Origin of the sequence: Campylobacter sp. JMF_04 NA10, from assembly GCF_027737655.1 — a bacterium.
Taxonomy (GTDB): Bacteria; Campylobacterota; Campylobacteria; order Campylobacterales; family Campylobacteraceae; genus Campylobacter_B.
In genome coordinates, this window is sequence record NZ_JAOVTZ010000002.1 from 223806 (window position 1) to 240219 (window position 16414).

General features: G+C 38.2%; 16 protein-coding genes. 14 read left to right on the top strand and 2 right to left on the bottom strand.

The window, feature by feature from the left end; all coding sequences use genetic code 11:
- Window positions 1-19 precede the first annotated feature (19 nt).
- On the bottom strand, window positions 20-2449 hold the full coding sequence (locus OFO12_RS04040; protein ID WP_270869563.1) for a transglycosylase domain-containing protein: 2430 nt from the start codon (window positions 2447-2449) through the stop codon (window positions 20-22).
- 124 nt (window positions 2450-2573) lie between these two features.
- On the opposite strand from OFO12_RS04040, the gene OFO12_RS04045 reads away from it, so the two are divergent.
- The 10 genes from OFO12_RS04045 to OFO12_RS04090 all read left to right on the top strand — a co-directional run bounded on the left by OFO12_RS04045 (window position 2574) and on the right by OFO12_RS04090 (window position 11501).
- Entirely contained in the window at window positions 2574-3665 is a 1092-nt protein-coding gene (locus tag OFO12_RS04045) for a D-alanine--D-alanine ligase (protein ID WP_270858963.1), read from the top strand.
- 65 nt (window positions 3666-3730) lie between these two features.
- Window positions 3731-4324 carry a LemA family protein gene (locus OFO12_RS04050; RefSeq protein WP_270869564.1) on the top strand — a complete coding sequence of 198 codons (594 nt, stop codon included), beginning with the start codon at window positions 3731-3733 and terminating at the stop codon, window positions 4322-4324.
- Between the two features lie 12 nt (window positions 4325-4336).
- On the top strand, window positions 4337-5674 hold the full coding sequence (locus OFO12_RS04055; RefSeq protein WP_270869565.1) for a M48 family metalloprotease: 1338 nt from the start codon (window positions 4337-4339) through the stop codon (window positions 5672-5674).
- 221 nt (window positions 5675-5895) lie between these two features.
- A complete protein-coding gene (locus tag OFO12_RS04060; protein WP_442868085.1) occupies window positions 5896-7920 on the top strand; it encodes an ATP-dependent helicase in 2025 nt (674 codons plus the stop codon).
- Between the two features lie 14 nt (window positions 7921-7934).
- Window positions 7935-8264, top strand: coding sequence for a DUF455 family protein (locus tag OFO12_RS04065; protein WP_270869566.1), 330 nt, complete (start codon window positions 7935-7937; stop codon window positions 8262-8264).
- 34 nt (window positions 8265-8298) lie between these two features.
- Window positions 8299-9237, top strand: a complete 939-nt coding sequence (locus OFO12_RS04070) for a tetratricopeptide repeat protein (protein ID WP_270869567.1) — start codon at window positions 8299-8301, stop codon at window positions 9235-9237.
- A 127-nt stretch (window positions 9238-9364) separates the two neighbouring features.
- Window positions 9365-9868, top strand: a complete 504-nt coding sequence (locus OFO12_RS04075; RefSeq protein WP_270869568.1) for a hypothetical protein — start codon at window positions 9365-9367, stop codon at window positions 9866-9868.
- Complete coding sequence (locus tag OFO12_RS04080; RefSeq protein WP_270869569.1) at window positions 9865-10392, top strand: hypothetical protein; 528 nt, start codon at window positions 9865-9867, stop codon at window positions 10390-10392. The genes OFO12_RS04075 and OFO12_RS04080 overlap by 4 nt, the downstream gene beginning before the upstream one ends.
- A gap of 62 nt (window positions 10393-10454) precedes the next feature.
- Window positions 10455-11246, top strand: a complete 792-nt coding sequence (locus tag OFO12_RS04085; RefSeq protein WP_270869570.1) for a tetratricopeptide repeat protein — start codon at window positions 10455-10457, stop codon at window positions 11244-11246.
- A 21-nt stretch (window positions 11247-11267) separates the two neighbouring features.
- The gene (locus tag OFO12_RS04090; RefSeq protein WP_270869571.1) at window positions 11268-11501 is read left to right on the top strand and encodes a hypothetical protein; all 234 of its coding nucleotides are present in this window, start codon (window positions 11268-11270) and stop codon (window positions 11499-11501) included.
- Window positions 11502-11595: 94 nt separating this feature from the next.
- On the opposite strand, the gene OFO12_RS04095 is transcribed toward OFO12_RS04090, so the two are convergent.
- Window positions 11596-12243: a ferritin family protein gene (locus tag OFO12_RS04095; protein ID WP_270869572.1), complete on the bottom strand. Its 648-nt coding sequence runs from the start codon at window positions 12241-12243 to the stop codon at window positions 11596-11598.
- 188 nt (window positions 12244-12431) lie between these two features.
- Here OFO12_RS04095 and OFO12_RS04100 point away from each other — a divergent pair, with 188 nt between their 5' ends.
- From OFO12_RS04100 to OFO12_RS04115, 4 genes are all read left to right on the top strand, one after another.
- Entirely contained in the window at window positions 12432-13208 is a 777-nt protein-coding gene (locus tag OFO12_RS04100; RefSeq protein ID WP_270869573.1) for a MetQ/NlpA family ABC transporter substrate-binding protein, read from the top strand.
- Between the two features lie 113 nt (window positions 13209-13321).
- Window positions 13322-14134: a peptidylprolyl isomerase gene (locus OFO12_RS04105; RefSeq protein WP_270858971.1), complete on the top strand. Its 813-nt coding sequence runs from the start codon at window positions 13322-13324 to the stop codon at window positions 14132-14134.
- 78 nt (window positions 14135-14212) lie between these two features.
- Window positions 14213-14815, top strand: coding sequence for a DedA family protein (locus tag OFO12_RS04110; protein ID WP_270869574.1), 603 nt, complete (start codon window positions 14213-14215; stop codon window positions 14813-14815).
- Between the two features lie 133 nt (window positions 14816-14948).
- Complete coding sequence (locus OFO12_RS04115; RefSeq protein ID WP_270858973.1) at window positions 14949-16358, top strand: aspartate ammonia-lyase; 1410 nt, start codon at window positions 14949-14951, stop codon at window positions 16356-16358.
- Window positions 16359-16414 lie beyond the last annotated feature (56 nt).

Sequence of the window (16414 nt, forward strand, 5' to 3'; positions counted from 1 at the left end):
TTATTTTTTATTTTTTATTTTATCTATTTTTTACCCTAAATTTCGCCACGCTAAAATTCGCGTTTTCGTCCAAACACGAAAGCTCATATTCGCCTGGGCTCAAATTTAGCATAAAATTCTCACCATTTTTTTTCACTTCGTATGGGCTGTTATTTACGCTGATAAAGATTTCATCGCCAAAAACAGCCGTGCAAGAGGCGCTAAGATTTATCTCTCCACTATCGCCTACTTCGTAAATTTTGCCATCTATATCGCTAAGAGCGGGGCTAATCTGGGCAAATTTATCCTTGCACCTGCCGTTTTTGGTCGTATTTGCGTCGATTATGCCGTTTTGCAAAAGATAAAAAAGCTCGCTAGGGCGGTAAAATTCGCACTCATCGCGCAAAGTTACACTCTCTATCACCAAATCTCGCACCATTTTTTTACACTCTTTTTCTACGAAAAAATCAACGCAAATTTCTTTTTCGCTCACGCCACTAGGACGGGCAAATTCGGCATTTATCGCGCCTGTGTTTGAAAGATAAGAAAACATATCAAAAACCACGCGTGCAGCACTAAGTCCGCCACTTATATCGCTCGTTTTTTCGCCGTTGAAATTGCCAAACCAAACCCCAAGGCTAAATTTTGGCGTTACGCCAATCGTATAAAGGTCGCGCCCGTCGGCACTCGTGCCGGTTTTAAACATCAGGGCTGGCATGTTTTTGGTATTTTGCCACACAGAGCCAAGATAGCTTCGTGGGGCGTTTTTTAGCATTTGCGTGATGATATACGCACTTTGCGGGCTTAGTATCTGCGCGCTCTGCCCTACCTTCGCCCCTGCTAGTTCTAGCGGTTTTAACTCGCCAGAGTTTGCAAAAACGCTGTAAAGATGAGTGAGATTTAGCAAATTTATGCTAATTCCGCCAAGCCCGAGCCCAAGCCCATAATGCTCTTTGGAATACGGCGCGAGATTTGCACGAAGCAAAAGCTCATAAAGCCCGTCATCGCCAAGGGATAATAAAAGCTTCAAAGCCGGGATATTTAGGCTATATCCGAGCGCCTCATTTGCGCTAACAACCCCCATAAAGCCTAGATTGTAGTTGCGCGGGGAGTAGTTTTTGAAGCTAATCGGAGCGTCGATTAGCTCACGGCGCGGCGTAATAAGCCCCTCTTCAAGGGCTCTTGCGTAGATAAATGGTTTTAGCGTGGAGCCAACATTTTTCGCCCAGACTATGCCGTCATTTTGCCCCAAAAATCCGCCAAAATCGTGCGAACCTGCGTATGCCACAACCGCCATTTTTTCGTTGTCGATTAGGATTGCCGAGCCGTTTTTGACGCCAAATTTGGCTAGGTCATTTATCCTTGATTTAAGGAAATTTTCAAGGGTGATTTGATAGGTTTTGTTTAAATTTGAGTGGATTAAATTTGCGTCGTTTTGCGCCGAGTGCGCGCTTTGGCTTGCCCCCACAGAACTTGCCCCCACAGAACTTGCCCCCACAGAACTTGCCCCCACAGAAGTTGTGCGCGCGCGCTTTGTTTCGGTAGCTGTTTCGCTCACGCCCTCTGCCACGCCAGCTGTTTTACTCGCTGTTTCGCCCATACGCGCACCCACAGCCTCACTCGCGCCAGCGCGCCCTACCACGCCCAAATTTTTCGCATTTTTAAAGGCGCGCATTGCATAATGCGGAGCGAAATTTGGCGCAGGGTGCCTTGTGGGGGTAAATTTCTCGCTACTAGCGCGTTCAAATTCGCTAAGCGATAAAATTCCTGCCTTATAAAGACTAGAAATCAGCCTGTTTTTTAGCGAATTTAAATCCAAATTCGCGCGGTCTAGGCGGTTTTTGTTCGGGTTTTTTGGCACAACCGCAAGAAGCGCGATTTGAGCGTTGCTAAGCTCACCTAGGCTTTTGCCAAAATAAAAATAGCTAGCACTCGCCACACCCTCGATATTGCCACCATAGGGGGCTAGATTGAAATACATTGTCAAAATTTCATCTTTGGTGTAGTGAAATTCGAGTTGAAAGGCGTTAAAAATTTCGATAAATTTGTTTTTGTAACTGCGCTCTTTGGGGTTCATCATACGCGCAACCTGCATTGTAATGGTGCTTGCGCCCACTCTGGCTATATTTGCATTTTTATGCGTAAAATTTTGCGAAATATTATGCGTAAATGCCCGTGCTATCGAAAATGGATTTACGCCAAAATGGTAGTAAAAATACCTGTCCTCGAAATGCACCACGCTCTGTTTTAGACGCTGTGGGATTTCATCACTACTGGCATAAAACCTCCAAATCTCATCACTGCTGATTTGCATATTTAAAATTTCCCCCTCGCTCGAATACAAAACTAACGACTTTTCTTTATTTAATCCAGCCAAATTTAGGGGAAATAAAAAATCCAAAATCAAAAACAACGAAAGCAAAAATGCGCCCAAAAATACGCTAAATTTCACAAACCCTATAAATTTCATAAAAATATTATATCTATAAAATTTATAAATTTACTCAAATTTTTCACGCAAAAAGAGAATATAAAGCATAAATTTTATAAAATCGAGAGTTAAATTACACTTTAAAGAGCTCAAAGGAGTTATTATGAAATATGGTATTATTTTTGGCGGACAAAGCTACGAGCACGATGTCAGTATCCTCACAGCAATCGCTGTAAAAAACGCACTAAAAGGCAAAAATTTAGCCTTTATCTACTGCGACGCTAACCGCAGATTTTTCGAAATCGAAGAGGGAAATATGGTAGCAAGCTACTTTGCTAGAAATTTTGCTAGATCTCACTCTGCCAACACAGACGCTGCTGAGGGTGGTTTTTCATCTCAAACTTCTTATGGCAGCAAGGTCAAAGAGCTAACCCTCTCTTATGGCGGATTTTACACAAGCGGTATGTTTTCAAAAAACAGATTAGAAATCGATGTGTGTATCAACACAATCCATGGTGGCGATGGTTGCGACGGCAAGCTAGCTTCACTTTTAGAATTTTACGAAATTCCACAAATCGGCCCTAGATTGGAGGCAAGTGCTGTAAGCCATAATAAAATTTTAACCAAAAATTTAGCCAAAAACGCAGGGGTTAAGGCGATTAATTACGCGGTTTTGAAGCGCACGAGTCTGCCGTCTTTTAACTACCCTGTCATCATAAAACCAGCCCACCTAGGTAGCAGTATCGGCGCTAGTATCGTAAATAGCGATATGGAACTCGATAAAATCATCGACAAGGTCTTTAAGCTAGATAGCGAGGTCATCGTCGAGCCTTTCGTCAAAGATGTCAAAGAATACAGCCTAGCAGGTTGTAAAATAGGTGGCGAGATTGTATTTTCAAAATTTGGCCAACCTGTGAAAAAAGACTTCCTAGACTTTGGCCGCAAATACATCGACACTACCCAACCAAACACCGTGACAGAGCAAACCGTGGGCATTTCAATCGCAGATAAGATGAAAGATGCGTTTGCTAAAATTTACAACAGCGGATTTGAGGGCTCGATCATCAGATGCGACTTTTTCGTGTTTAATAACGAAATCTATCTAAATGAAATCAACCCCGTCCCAGCGGCTCTTGCAAGCTATTTGTTTAACGATTTTGGCGCGATTATCGACGGGCTTTCTACATCTTTGCCACAATACAAAAAAATCCCAGTAACCTACGATTTGGTTACGCAAATCGCAGCAAACAAATAATCAAATTTCACGCTAAATTCCAAATTTAGCGTGAAATTTAGCCAAATTTAATAAAAGGATAAAAAATGAGTATTTTGCTAGTAATTTTAGCTATTTTAATTCTTGTCGGAATTTTTCTCATTGGTATTTACAACAAACTTGTCGCACTTTTAAACGAAGCCAAAAACGCCTTTGCACAAATCGATGTCCAGCTAAAACGCAGATATGATCTAATCCCAAATTTAATCGAAGTTGTCAAAAAATACATGGCGCATGAAAAACAAACCCTAGAAAATGTCGTAAATGCCAGAAACCGCGCAACTAGCGCACTAGAAAGTATCAAACAAAACGGCTTAAATGATAGCGATATGCGAAATTTAGCAAGCGCAGAAAACGAGCTAAAAAGCGCGCTAAATGGGCTAAATATCCAAGTCGAAGCCTATCCTGAGCTAAAAGCTAGCGAAAATATGCTACAACTAAGCGAGGAAATCACCTCTACTGAGAATAAAATCGGCTTTGCTAGGCAGTCTTACAATGACGCAGTAACGGACTTTAACACCTATAAACAAAGCTTTCCAAACAATATTTTAGTCGGATTTTTCCCTAAATTTCACAAAGATTTAGCCCTGCTTGAATTCAAAGAGGAAAATATCCAAAAAGCCCCAAAAATCGAGTTTTAAGCGAGAAATTTTGTGGAGGCGTTGTCTGCGCTAAATTTAGCGCTCTTTTACCTACCTGAAAAATTTTGCCATTTTTTAAGCGCAAATGAGATTTCCTGCACGCCAAAGGCCGGGTATTATTTATGCGTTTTGGCGTGTAGCGCGGTTTTGTTTGCCATAACGCGCATTTTCCTTGGCAAAACAGCCTCGCTATCTCACAGCATAAACGAGCACCAAAAACTAGCCAAAAGCAAGGTTGCGTGGCTAAATTTCGTCTTTGCAAGCGTTTTGGTGCAGGTTTTTTGGCTCTCATACGCGCTATTTTTTGATTTTTTAAATTACAAAAATTTTACCCTTGGCGAGGGCGCGGATTACGCCCTACCACTACTTTTATCCGCGCTTTTAGTCTGCGTGATTGTATTTAGCTATATCAAAAAACGCTATTTTGAGACAGCAGACATTTCTAGCCTTGCAAGGCAGCTTGACGCCACAGAAATTCACCCCCACACTGCCAAAAATTCCGAAAAAATTCTGCTTAACATAATCGAGGAAATGGCGATTGCCTCGCGTGTAGGCATGCCACGGGTTTTTATCATGAAAAACGAAAATGGCGTAAATGCCATGGCAAGCGGGGAGAATTTCGGCAAAGATAGCGAAAAAATCGCAATTTTCGTCACGGCTGGGGCGATGAGGACATTTAACCGAGACGAAATGCAAGGGGTAATCGCGCATGAGTTTTCGCACGCATTTCACGATGATATCGAGCTAAATATCAGGCTAATTAGCGTCATTGGCGCACTTGGGACGCTAAGCTTCATCGGATATGAGATTTTAAGGGCATTTGGCAGGGGTAGAAGTGGCAGAAACTCCAAAGGAAGCGGGATCGCCATAGTCATACTTGTGGGCGTTACATTTTGGCTACTTGGGCTTTTGGGTAAGGTTTTTGCCGAACTTATCCAAAGCGCGATTTCTAGGCAAAAAGAGTTTTTAGCAGACGCTAGCGCAGCCAAATACACGCGCAATCCTTTGGGTATCAAAAAGGCGCTTGATAAGCTTTTTATGATACAAAAATTCAACAAAGCCTATCATGACGGAATTGGCAAAAAGGATTTTAAAGCCCCAAAAAATGAAGAAAAGCCGAATTTAAACAGATATTTTTCCTCAAAAACGCGCCAAAGAGGCAGTATAAACACAGATGAAATGCGAAATTTTCGCGCAAATCCACTAAAAAATTTCGCAAATTTTCATATCAAAAACACAAACGCCAGAGCCTGCGCGCACATGTTTTTCTTGCCCGCATTTTCTGGGCTTTTCGCCACGCACCCTAGCCTGCAATCACGGATAAAAAAGCTAAAAGAAATGGGCGCGTGAGTTTGGGCTAAATTTCGCGCTAAATTTCGCGCGCTAAATTTAGGCTAAATTTTAAAATTCGCAAATTTTGGTTAAATTTTAAATTTTGCAAATTTTGGTTAAATTTTAAATTTTGCAAATTTTGGTTAAATTTCACGCCCAAATTTGTGCCAAATTTTAGGCGCAGGGCTAATTTTTTTATAATAAATTTAGGCTATAATCTACGATTTTAAAGGAAAATTTTGAACGCAATATCAAATTTAAACCAAGAACAATACTCCGCCGCGACTGCGCCCTTTGGCCACAATCTCGTAATCGCAAGCGCAGGCACAGGCAAGACTAGCACCATTGTAGCGCGCATTGCGCATTTACTGCACCTTGGCGTAAATCCAAGCAAAATTTTGCTTCTAACCTTCACAAACAAGGCAGCTAGCGAAATGATTGCGAGGCTAAATCGCTATTTTGACAAAAAAATCACCGCCAAAATCACCGCAGGCACTTTCCACGCGGTATCTTACGCACTTTTGCGCGAGCTTGGCAAGGGTGTGATTTTAAAGCAGCCAAGCGAGTTAAAAACGCTTTTAAAAAGTATCGTAGAAAATCGCAAATTTTACCATATCAGCGATACTAGGCCGTATGGCGGTGCGTATTTATACGACATATACTCGCTATTTCAAAACAAACAAACAGGCGAGAGTTTTGGCTCGTGGTTTGCTAGAAATTTCGAAGATCAGGCTGAATTTAGCGAAATTTACGAGGATATTTTGCGTGAATTTGAAGAAGAAAAAGCCCGCTTTAACTACGCCGATTTTAACGACATACTGCTTAAAATGCGCCACGAACTGCGCAAGGGCGCGCCACTATACTATGATGAAATTTTAGTCGATGAGTATCAAGATACCAACTCGCTTCAAGGCTCACTAATCGACGCATTTAGGACAAAAAGCCTTTTTTGCGTGGGCGATTTCGACCAGAGCATTTATGCCTTTAACGGCGCGAATATCGATATAATCGGCTCTTTTGGCACCCGTTTTAGCGACGCGAAAATTTACACGCTAAACATAAATTACCGCTCATCTAGCCAAATTTTAGCCCTTGCAAACAAGGTCATTTCAAACAATCCGCGCCTGTATGACAAAAAGTTAGTCGTGGGGCGCACGGGCAAATTTAGCGCACCAAAACTGCATGTTTATGATGAGATTATGTCGCAATACGGCCATATCGCACAGCAAATCAAGCAAAGCGGGCGCGCGCCTGAGAGTTTTGCTGTGATTTTTCGCAACAACTCATCGGCTGACGGGATCGAAGTCGCGCTCAAAGAGCTAGGAATCGGTGCGAAGCGCAAAGGCAGCACGAGCTTTTTCGAAAGTCGCGAAATAAAGGCGTTTATGGATATTTTCGGCGCACTGATAAACCCAAAGGATATGATGGCATTTCTTGGGATTTTAGAGTATGCCAAAGGCATAGGAAACGCCACTAGCAAGGAGATTTTCGACGCGCTAATCACGCTTGGTGGCGGAAATATCAAAAATGGCTTTTTGCACCCTGATATGAGCGCGAAAATTTACGAGCAAAAAAAGCGAAATTATCAGCTAGGACTTTTTGATGATATGGATTTGCAGGCGAGTTTGGAGCGATTTAGCACGCTTGGATTTAGCGAAAATTTCGCCAAAAATCCAGTGCTAAAATACAACAAACTAAACGAAAGCGCGGCTGTGATTTTGCACGAGCTATACACGCTATTTGATAAATTTCGCCCGAATTTCGGCGCTGGCGAGCTAGTAAATTTGATAAAATCCTCCAAGCTTTTTGCCATAATCGCCGATAATATCGCCACTCACAGAGCCACGCTCAAAAACGGCAAAATCGATCTCGATCGCAAAACGAACGAAAATGAGAAAATTTACAACAAAGTAGCGATTTTAGGCGGGATTGCGAGCAAATACAAGGACGCGGGGAGTTTTTATAACTTCATCACACTTGGCGCGAAGGAAATGAGCGAGGGCGAGGGCGTAAATCTGCTAAGCGTGCATGCTAGCAAGGGTTTGGAGTTTGATAGCGTGTTTTTGGTGGATTTGGCGCAAAACCGCTTTCCGAATTTGAAGCTAATGGGCATGGGTGGCAGCCTAGATGAGGAGCGACGACTATTTTATGTCGCGGTTACTAGGGCGCGAAATGAGCTCTATCTAAGCTACGCGAAATTTGATAAAATTCGCAAAATAAACTATCAGCCAAGCTGCTTTTTAGTAGAAGCTGGTATGGCGTAAATTTGGGGGTTAAAATGAGTTTTCACGCAGAAATTTGGGAAATTTTAAATGCTGGCAGTCCTAGCCAAAAAATAGAAAAATTTGCAAAATTTTACGCAAAATTTTGCAAAAACGAAGTAGAATTTGAGCAAAATTTTGAGCCAAAACCACTCGAAAATCCTAGCTATGCAAAATTCGCCCAAATTTCACAGGTCAAAGACATAAAAATCCAAAACAAAAATTTAAAAAAGCAAAATGTCGATAAAAACGCCCTATTTCTGCACTCTGTGGCGCATATCGAATACAGCGCGATTGATTTAGCGCTCGATGATGAATTTGCAAATTTAAATTTACTTGCTTCGTAGGTTTAAATTTGCAAATTTCAAATAAAGGATAAAAATGAAAAGACTATTTTTGATGATACTGTGCGCATTTTGGTTAAGCGTAAATTTTACGATGGCAGAAAGTGTAGAAAATATGTCGAATTTTAATCAAAATTCAAATTTTAATATCAAAAATCAAAAATGTAAAAATAATGACGCAAAAGTGTGTATTGAAATACCGCAAGAATTTTATGCTAACGATGAACAAATGAGGAAAAAATATATGCAAAAAGCATATGATATTTATGAGAGCAAATGTAACAATGGTGACAACATAGCATGTTTGGATAGCGCCTATGTTAATGTGGTAGAAAATGTAGGCGATGATACGAAAGCTTTTGAGCGTGCAAAACAAAACTGCAACGAAAGAGAAAGTCGCGGTTGCTTTATAATGGGGATTTTTTACCGAAAAGGCAAAATTGTTGCCAAAGATAGTGAAAAAGCTTTGGAATTATACGAAAGAGCATGTCACAAAGCCTCGATAGGACGAGCTTGTTTTTATTCATGGTTTGTGTATTTTTACAAAGCATGCGAATTGGGAAACAACGAAGCTTGTTATTTATACGGCAAAGCAAACGAAAATAACAATACGCCAAATAACGCTATAAAAATTGCTTGCGAAAACGGATATAAAAAGGCTTGTAATGTCAATCATATAAAATTTTTTGAAAACGATAAAGTAGATACTAAAATTTTAGATTTAAATAAAGACAAAAATCAGTGTAATGTAGAAAAAAATAGTAATGCTTGTTTTAATGTAGCAAAAGCATATATGCGACAAGGATGTAATAATGATGAAATTTGTTTTTATAATACAGGGAAAATTTATGAAGGGGAAGAGCGCTATATCTCTGCCTTTAATGCATACAAAAAAGCTTGCGAATTAAAATATAAAGTTGCTTGTGACAAAATTAATGATTATGTAGTAATCGATAACAAATTTAAATTGAACTAAGGAGAAATTTATGCCAAAAATTACAGATATATTGGATATATGGAGATTTGGGCAAAATGGCGAACTAAAAGAGCTTGGCGAATTTGATGTTTTAGTTGCTTAAATTTAAAAATTTAAAAGGATGAAAATGAAGTTTTTATTAATTTTTATATTTTTTCTTTCTTTTTTATACTCAACTACGCTCAATGAAAAATCGTTGCAAACAGACGAGCAAAAAGAGTTGTTTAACGAGTGTTTTGTAAAAAGTAAAAAACATAGCTATTGTTTAAAATTGGAAAAAATTTTAAAAAGAGAGTGTGAAAATAATAACTTTTGTGGTTGCAGAAATTTCGGTTCATTTCTTACTAGTGAATATAGAATTGAAGAAGCTATTATCCCATTGAAGAAAGCTTGTGATGTAGGAGTAGTAGAAGCTTGTATAGAATTGATATTTAATGATTTATTATTTAGTGGAAATTCAGAGCGTATTAAATTCGCTTCACAAAAAATTTGTGATAGTAAATTAGAAAATTCTCAACAATTTTGCGTTATTAGTGATAAATTATCAGAGTGTTTAAAAAATCATAAAACTTGTAACCCAAACAAAAAATTACCAAAAATTTATCAAGATATATTTGGAGAAAAAAAATGAAAAAAATTATATTAGTATTTGTATGTTTATTTTTTTGTAATGCTGATATTCTAAACCACAATATCGATGATAAAACTATTATAAATTTAAGCAAAGAGTGTAATAATGGTAATGGAGCGTATGGCTCTTGCGTTGAAATGTTAGAAAAATTAAAGCTTGGTTGTAAAAAAAACAATATGAATTATTGTGGAGAATATGGACGAATTTTAAATGTTGATTTCGATAGAAGAGAAGAGTCTGTTTCGTTATTATACAAGGCTTGCAAAAATGGCAGACCAGCATATTGTTATGAGCTTTACAAGTTCGATGTATATGCTAGGGGAAATTTAAAACGAGCAAAAGAAGTGGCGCAGATAGCATGTGAAAATTTAGGACAAAGCAATGAAATAATAAAAAAAGAAACCTGCTTTATGTCAAAAAAAATAGACGAGTGTATAAAAAATACAAACGATATAAATCCAGTAAAATGTAGCATAGAAGCTATGGAAAAATACAAAGAAAGAGAAAACTATGGAAGAAAATAACGCTAAGAAAAGTAAAAGTCACAGCAAAAAAGTGGCGTAAATTTGAAATTTAAAGGAAAATTATGAAACACAAAATTTTAATTTTATTATTTTTGATTTTTGGTTTAAATACTGCTCTGTTTGGGGAAAATTTAGACAAAAAATTAAGTCAAAAATTTCAAAGCACGGAAATTTTAGAAAAAAATTGTGAGAAAAATGAAAGCAAATCGTGTGAAATTTTGGCTCAAATTTACATCGATCAAAACATAACCGACAAAGCCGACTTTTATATTCAAAAATCCTGCGATTTAAACTCAGAATATTATTGCGATAAATTAATAGCTAAATTTTTAAGAAATCAAGATTACGATAAAGCGTTCATTTATGCGAAAAAAAATTATGATTTAGGTGAGCCAACGGCTTCACATGTGCTTGCAAAACTATACTATAACGGCTTTGGGGTTGAAAAAAATGTAAATTTAGCTATGGATTATTTTAAAAAAAGTTGCAATAACAATATAAGTCAATCTTGCTCTATTTTGGGCAATATTTATCAAAACGGCTCTGATGACATATTAAAAGATGAAAATTTATCAATGAAATATTTTCAAAAATCTTGCATTAACGGAATATATGATGATTGTGTATGGTCGGCACAATTATATAATTTAAGCAAAGATTATCAAAAAGCTGTTGAGTTGGTAAATATAGGTTGTGAAAATAAAAATTTTTTCAGTTGTGCCTATTTGGGTATTTATTACAAAAAAGGTTTGGGTGTGAAACAAGACAATCAAAAAGCAAAAGAGCTATTTGAAATTGCTTGTAATGGTGGCTTTAATAAAGCTTGTGAGACATTAAAAAAAGATTATAAATAAATTTTCAAATAAAGGAAAAAAATGAAAAGATTATTTTTTGTGATACTGTGCGCATTTTGGTTAAGCGTAAATTTTACGATGGCAGAAAGCGTAGAAAATATGACAAATTTTGATAATTCAAACAAAAATATAAGCAATACCAACAAAAAATTATTTGAACAATATGTAAATGAGTGCGAACAAAATTTAACAAAAGATAGCTGTTTCTGGCTTGGTTCTTATTTTAATTTACTTGCACGAAATTTAAGTTTATGATAAATATATAAAGGCTAACGGTGTAAATTTAGCTCAAATTTCAATGAAATTTTTAAAAATTTTGGCGCCGAATTTGACGCCAAAATTTGAAAGATTAAACTAATCTTTGTTTTTTGAAATACTCTTTTGGAGCCTTGCATAAAGGACATGCGCCTGGGGCCTTCTTGCCACGATGCACATGACCGCACACTTCGCAAACCCAAACTTCTTCATCAAAACTTTCGAAAAATCCCTCTTCAAGCAAGATTTTTTGAAGCTCGTTGTATTCGCGTTCGTGTTCGACTTCGACCTTGCCGATAGCATTAAATAGCCTTGCGACCTCTTTTTTGCCCTCTTCTGTGGCGATTTGCGCAAACGCAGGATACATGCTCTCATGCTCGTATCTCTCGCCTGCTGCGGCGTCGATTAGGTTTTTATCCATTTTATCTAGCGAAATTCCGGCTGCTGCGTGGTGAGCTTTAAGCTCGGCTCTTGCGTGCCATTTTTCATTTTCTGCTGCTTCGTAAAAGTGGCGCGCGATAGCGTGAAAACCAGCTTCTTTGGCTAAATCGCCGTAAAGATCGTATTTGTTTCTAGCTTGTGATTCGCCAGCAAACGCCTTCATCAAATTTACCTGTGTCAAATCCTCTGTGATGCATTTCATCGGCTCTCCACAGCATGTCAAAACTGCGCCCTCGCCTACTTTTTGCACTTCGACTTCACAGCCGCATTTGTCGCATTTGTATGTTTCGTATTGTCTCATACTCTCTCCTTTATCAAAAATTCAAAATTTATGATAACCAAAAGCTCATTAAACTCTACTTAATAAAAATTATTATTTAGAAGTGAAATTTCAAATACAAATTTACATATAAATTTAATAATTGTTGTATTTTGCGCCTAAATTTTATGATAAAATCGACCTTTTTAAATTCTCATCAAAGGAAAGAAATGAAAAAATTATTTCTAACTACACTTCTTAGTGCAAGCGTTGTAAGTTTTGCCTTGGCAGAAAAATTAGTTGTCGCAGCTACTCCTGTGCCACATGCTGAGATTTTAGAGCATATCGCGCCAGAGCTAAAAGCCGCTGGATACGAGCTCGAAGTCAAAGTTTTCAATGACTATGTTACTCCAAATTTAGCCACAGATGACGGCAGTGTGGATGCGAACTATTTTCAACACGAGCCATATTTAGTGGAATTTAACGCCAAAAATGGTACAAAACTCAAAACAACAGTTGGCGTGCATTTAGAACCGATGGGAATTTATAGCAAAAAAATCACAGATCTAAAAGATCTAAAAGACGGCGCCAAAGTAGCTGTGCCAAACGACCCTACAAACGAATCTCGCGCTCTTGATGTGCTTGTGGATGCAGGATTAATCGAGGTTAATAAAGATGTAGAGCTTCGCACAGCCCTAGATGTAACCAAAAATCCTAAAAATATCCAAATTTTAGAGCTTGAAGGTCCAAATTTGCCTCGCACACTTGATGATGTCGATATCGCTGTAATCAACTCAAATTTCGCTTTCAACGCGGATTTAAACCCAGTTAAAGACTCGCTTTTCATCGAAAAAGCAGTCGGCAACCCATACACAAACATCGTCGTCGTCAAAGAAGGCAATGAAAACCTACCAAAAATCAAAGCCCTTGATAGCGCACTTCAAAGCGAAAGTGTGAAAAAATTTATCGAGGAAAAATACAAAGGCGCGATTGTTCCGTCGTTTTAATCCAAATTTAGCCTACGAATTCGTAGGCTAAATTTCGCATTTTTTATCATATTACGCATATATTTACAATCTTTTTTTATAATGCGCGCAAAAATTTTCAAAAAAGGAAAAAAATGAAAAAATTCTTATCAATCAGTTTCGTCGCCGCTATGGCACTTTCGTTAAATGCTGGCGTGCTAGCTAGTGTCAAAGGCACAGATATCACGGTTACAGACGAGGATATCGCACCAGTTTTCGCTCAAAACCCACACGCTACCCCAAGCGATGAGGACAAAAAACAACTAATCGATCAAATGATTAAATTTAAACTTATGATTGCCGAGGCTAAAAAAAGCGGTATCGTAAATAGTGAAGAATACAAAAAACAAGTCGAACTTGCAAAAGATGAAATCGCCTTTGCTTTGTGGCAACAAGAGCAAACAAAAGATGTCAAAGTAACCGACGAAGAGGCCAAAAAAATCTACGATGACAACAAAGACAGCTTCATGCAACCAGAAAGCGTCGTAGCTAGCCACATTTTGCTAAAAGATGAAAAAGAGGCAAAAGACGCTATCGCTAAGCTAGAAAAAGTCAGCAAAGACAAATTAAAAGCCGAATTCAACAAACTTGCCAAAGAAATTTCAACAGATCCAAGCGCCAAAGAAAACGGCGGCGATTTGGGCTCATTTGGCAAAGGTATGATGGTAAGCGAGTTCGAAGAGGCTGCGTGGGCGCTAAATAAAGGTGAGATTAGCAAAACCCCTGTGAAAACTCAATTTGGCTATCATGTCATCTACAAAGAAGACCTGAAAGAGGCCGCTCCTGTGGAATTTGACAAAGTAAAAGAGATGATAAAAGCTCAAATTGCGCCAAGCAAACTAAACAAAAAAATCGACGATATCGCAAACGAGCTATTTAGCAAACAGACAGTAGAATACGCAAAATAAAAATTTCAATTTAATGCGCGGAATTTAATAAAATTTAAGTTTCGCGCAAATTCTAAATTTCAAATTTAAGGGAAATTCGTGCTTACATCAATCGTAAATTTTATCGTAGAATTCGTCGCAGCGTGGGGATATTTCGGCATTTTTGCGATGATGTTTTTAGAAAGCAGTTTTTTCCCGTTTCCAAGCGAAGTCGTGATGATTCCAGCAGGATACCTCGCTAGTAAGGGCGAAATGAGCTTTGCCATAGCATTTGCATGCGGGCTAGCAGGGAGCGTGGCTGGGGCTGTGTTTAACTACTATTTGTGCTATTTTTTCGGGCGCAAATTTATTGATAAATTTGGCAAATTCATCGGCGTAACAAACGAAAAATTCGCTAAATTTGAAGCATTTTTCAACAAACACGGCGAAATTTCTACATTTAATTGCAGACTAATCCCAGGTATCCGCCAATACATCAGCCTGCCAGCAGGTCTTGCGAAGATGAATTTAGCGCGGTTTTGCACATTTACTGCACTTGGTGCTGGGATTTGGGTGTTGATTTTAATGCTACTTGGATATTTTATCGGCGAAAATCAAGAATTAATTAAGGAAAAGTTGCATATAATTACCTTTTTTTTATTGGGATTTGTCCTGCTTCTTTCTGCGCTTTATATACTTCATATCAAGCGAAAAAATCGCTAAATTTAAAAAAATCTTAAAATAAAACTAAAAATTATAAAGTTTTAAAGTTAAAGTAACATTTTAACGAAAATTTAAGATTGTTTTTAGGTATTTAGTATTACAATCACACAAATTCTTTCAGAAAGGACTAGTGATGGAAACTAGAAAAGAACACGATTTTATAGGTGAGCTTGAAATTCCTAACGACAAATATTATGGCGTTCAGACTTTCAGAGCTTTGGACAATTTCAAAATGACAGGTCGCAAACTTGGCGATTATCCATTTTTTGTAAAAGCATTTGCACAAATCAAAAAAGCAGCAGCACTTTCAAACAAAGAATTGGGCGTTTTAAAACCAGAGATTGCTGATGCGCTTGTAGCAGCTTGCGACAAAGTTATCGCAGGCGAATTCGCAGATCAATTCGTAGTAGATATGATCCAAGGCGGCGCAGGAACTAGCACAAATATGAATGTCAATGAGGTTTTGACAAATGTCGCTCTTGAAATTCAAGGTCATGCCAAAGGCGAATATCAATTCATTCATCCAAACGATCACACAAACCTAGGCCAAAGCACAAACGATACATACCCTAGCTCAATCAAAGTCGCAGCTTATGCTAAACTTACAGATTTGCTAGCTGCTATGGAAGAGCTAAAAGGCGAATTAGAGAAAAAAGCTGAGGCTTTCAAAGATATCATCAAAATGGGTAGAACAGAGCTTGAAGACGCTGTCCCAACTACACTTGGCAACACCTTCCACGCTTTTGCAAGCTACATTAAAAGCGATATAGCAAAAATCAAAGCTGCAAGAGAGTCAATGAGCTTTTTAAATATGGGCGCAACTGCGATCGGCACAGGTATCAACTGCCACCCAGATTATAAATTTGTAGTAGAAAAACACCTAAGCCAAATCACTGGCGTTGAGTTCAAACCAGCTGAGGATTTCATCGCAGCTACACAAGATACAGGCGATTTCGTGCATGTATCTGGCGCACTAAAAACAGCTGCTGTAAGAATCAGCAAAATCATCAACGACTTACGCCTAATGAATTCAGGCCCAAGATGCGGTCTAGGCGAAATCAACCTACCACAAATGCAACCAGGTAGCTCAATCATGCCAGGTAAGGTAAATCCTGTAATTTGCGAAGTTGTAGGCGAGGCATGCTACGAAGTCATCGGCAATGATGTATCTATCATGCTATGCTCTGAAAGAGGCGATTTCGAACTAAATGCTTTCGAACCAGGCATTGCTTATAATCTATTTAACTCAATCGTAATCTTGGAAAACGCAGTTAAAACACTAAGCGACAAAGCTATCAAAAAACTAACTGCAAATCCAGAAGCTTGCTTAAAATCAGTGCTAAACTCAGTCGGTATCGTAACTGCGTTTAACCCAATTTTAGGTTATGAAAAATCAGCAAGTATCGCAAAAGAGGCGTTGCAAACTGGTAAAGCAGTCGGCGATATCTGCTTAGAGCGCGGTTATTTAACAAAAGAAGAAATCGATAAAATTTTAGATCCTAAAAACATGCTAAATCCTGGCATGAAAAAAACAGGTAAATAAATTTTATCGTGGTAGGTCAAATTTTGACCTACCCCTAATTTAGAGTTTTGAATTTT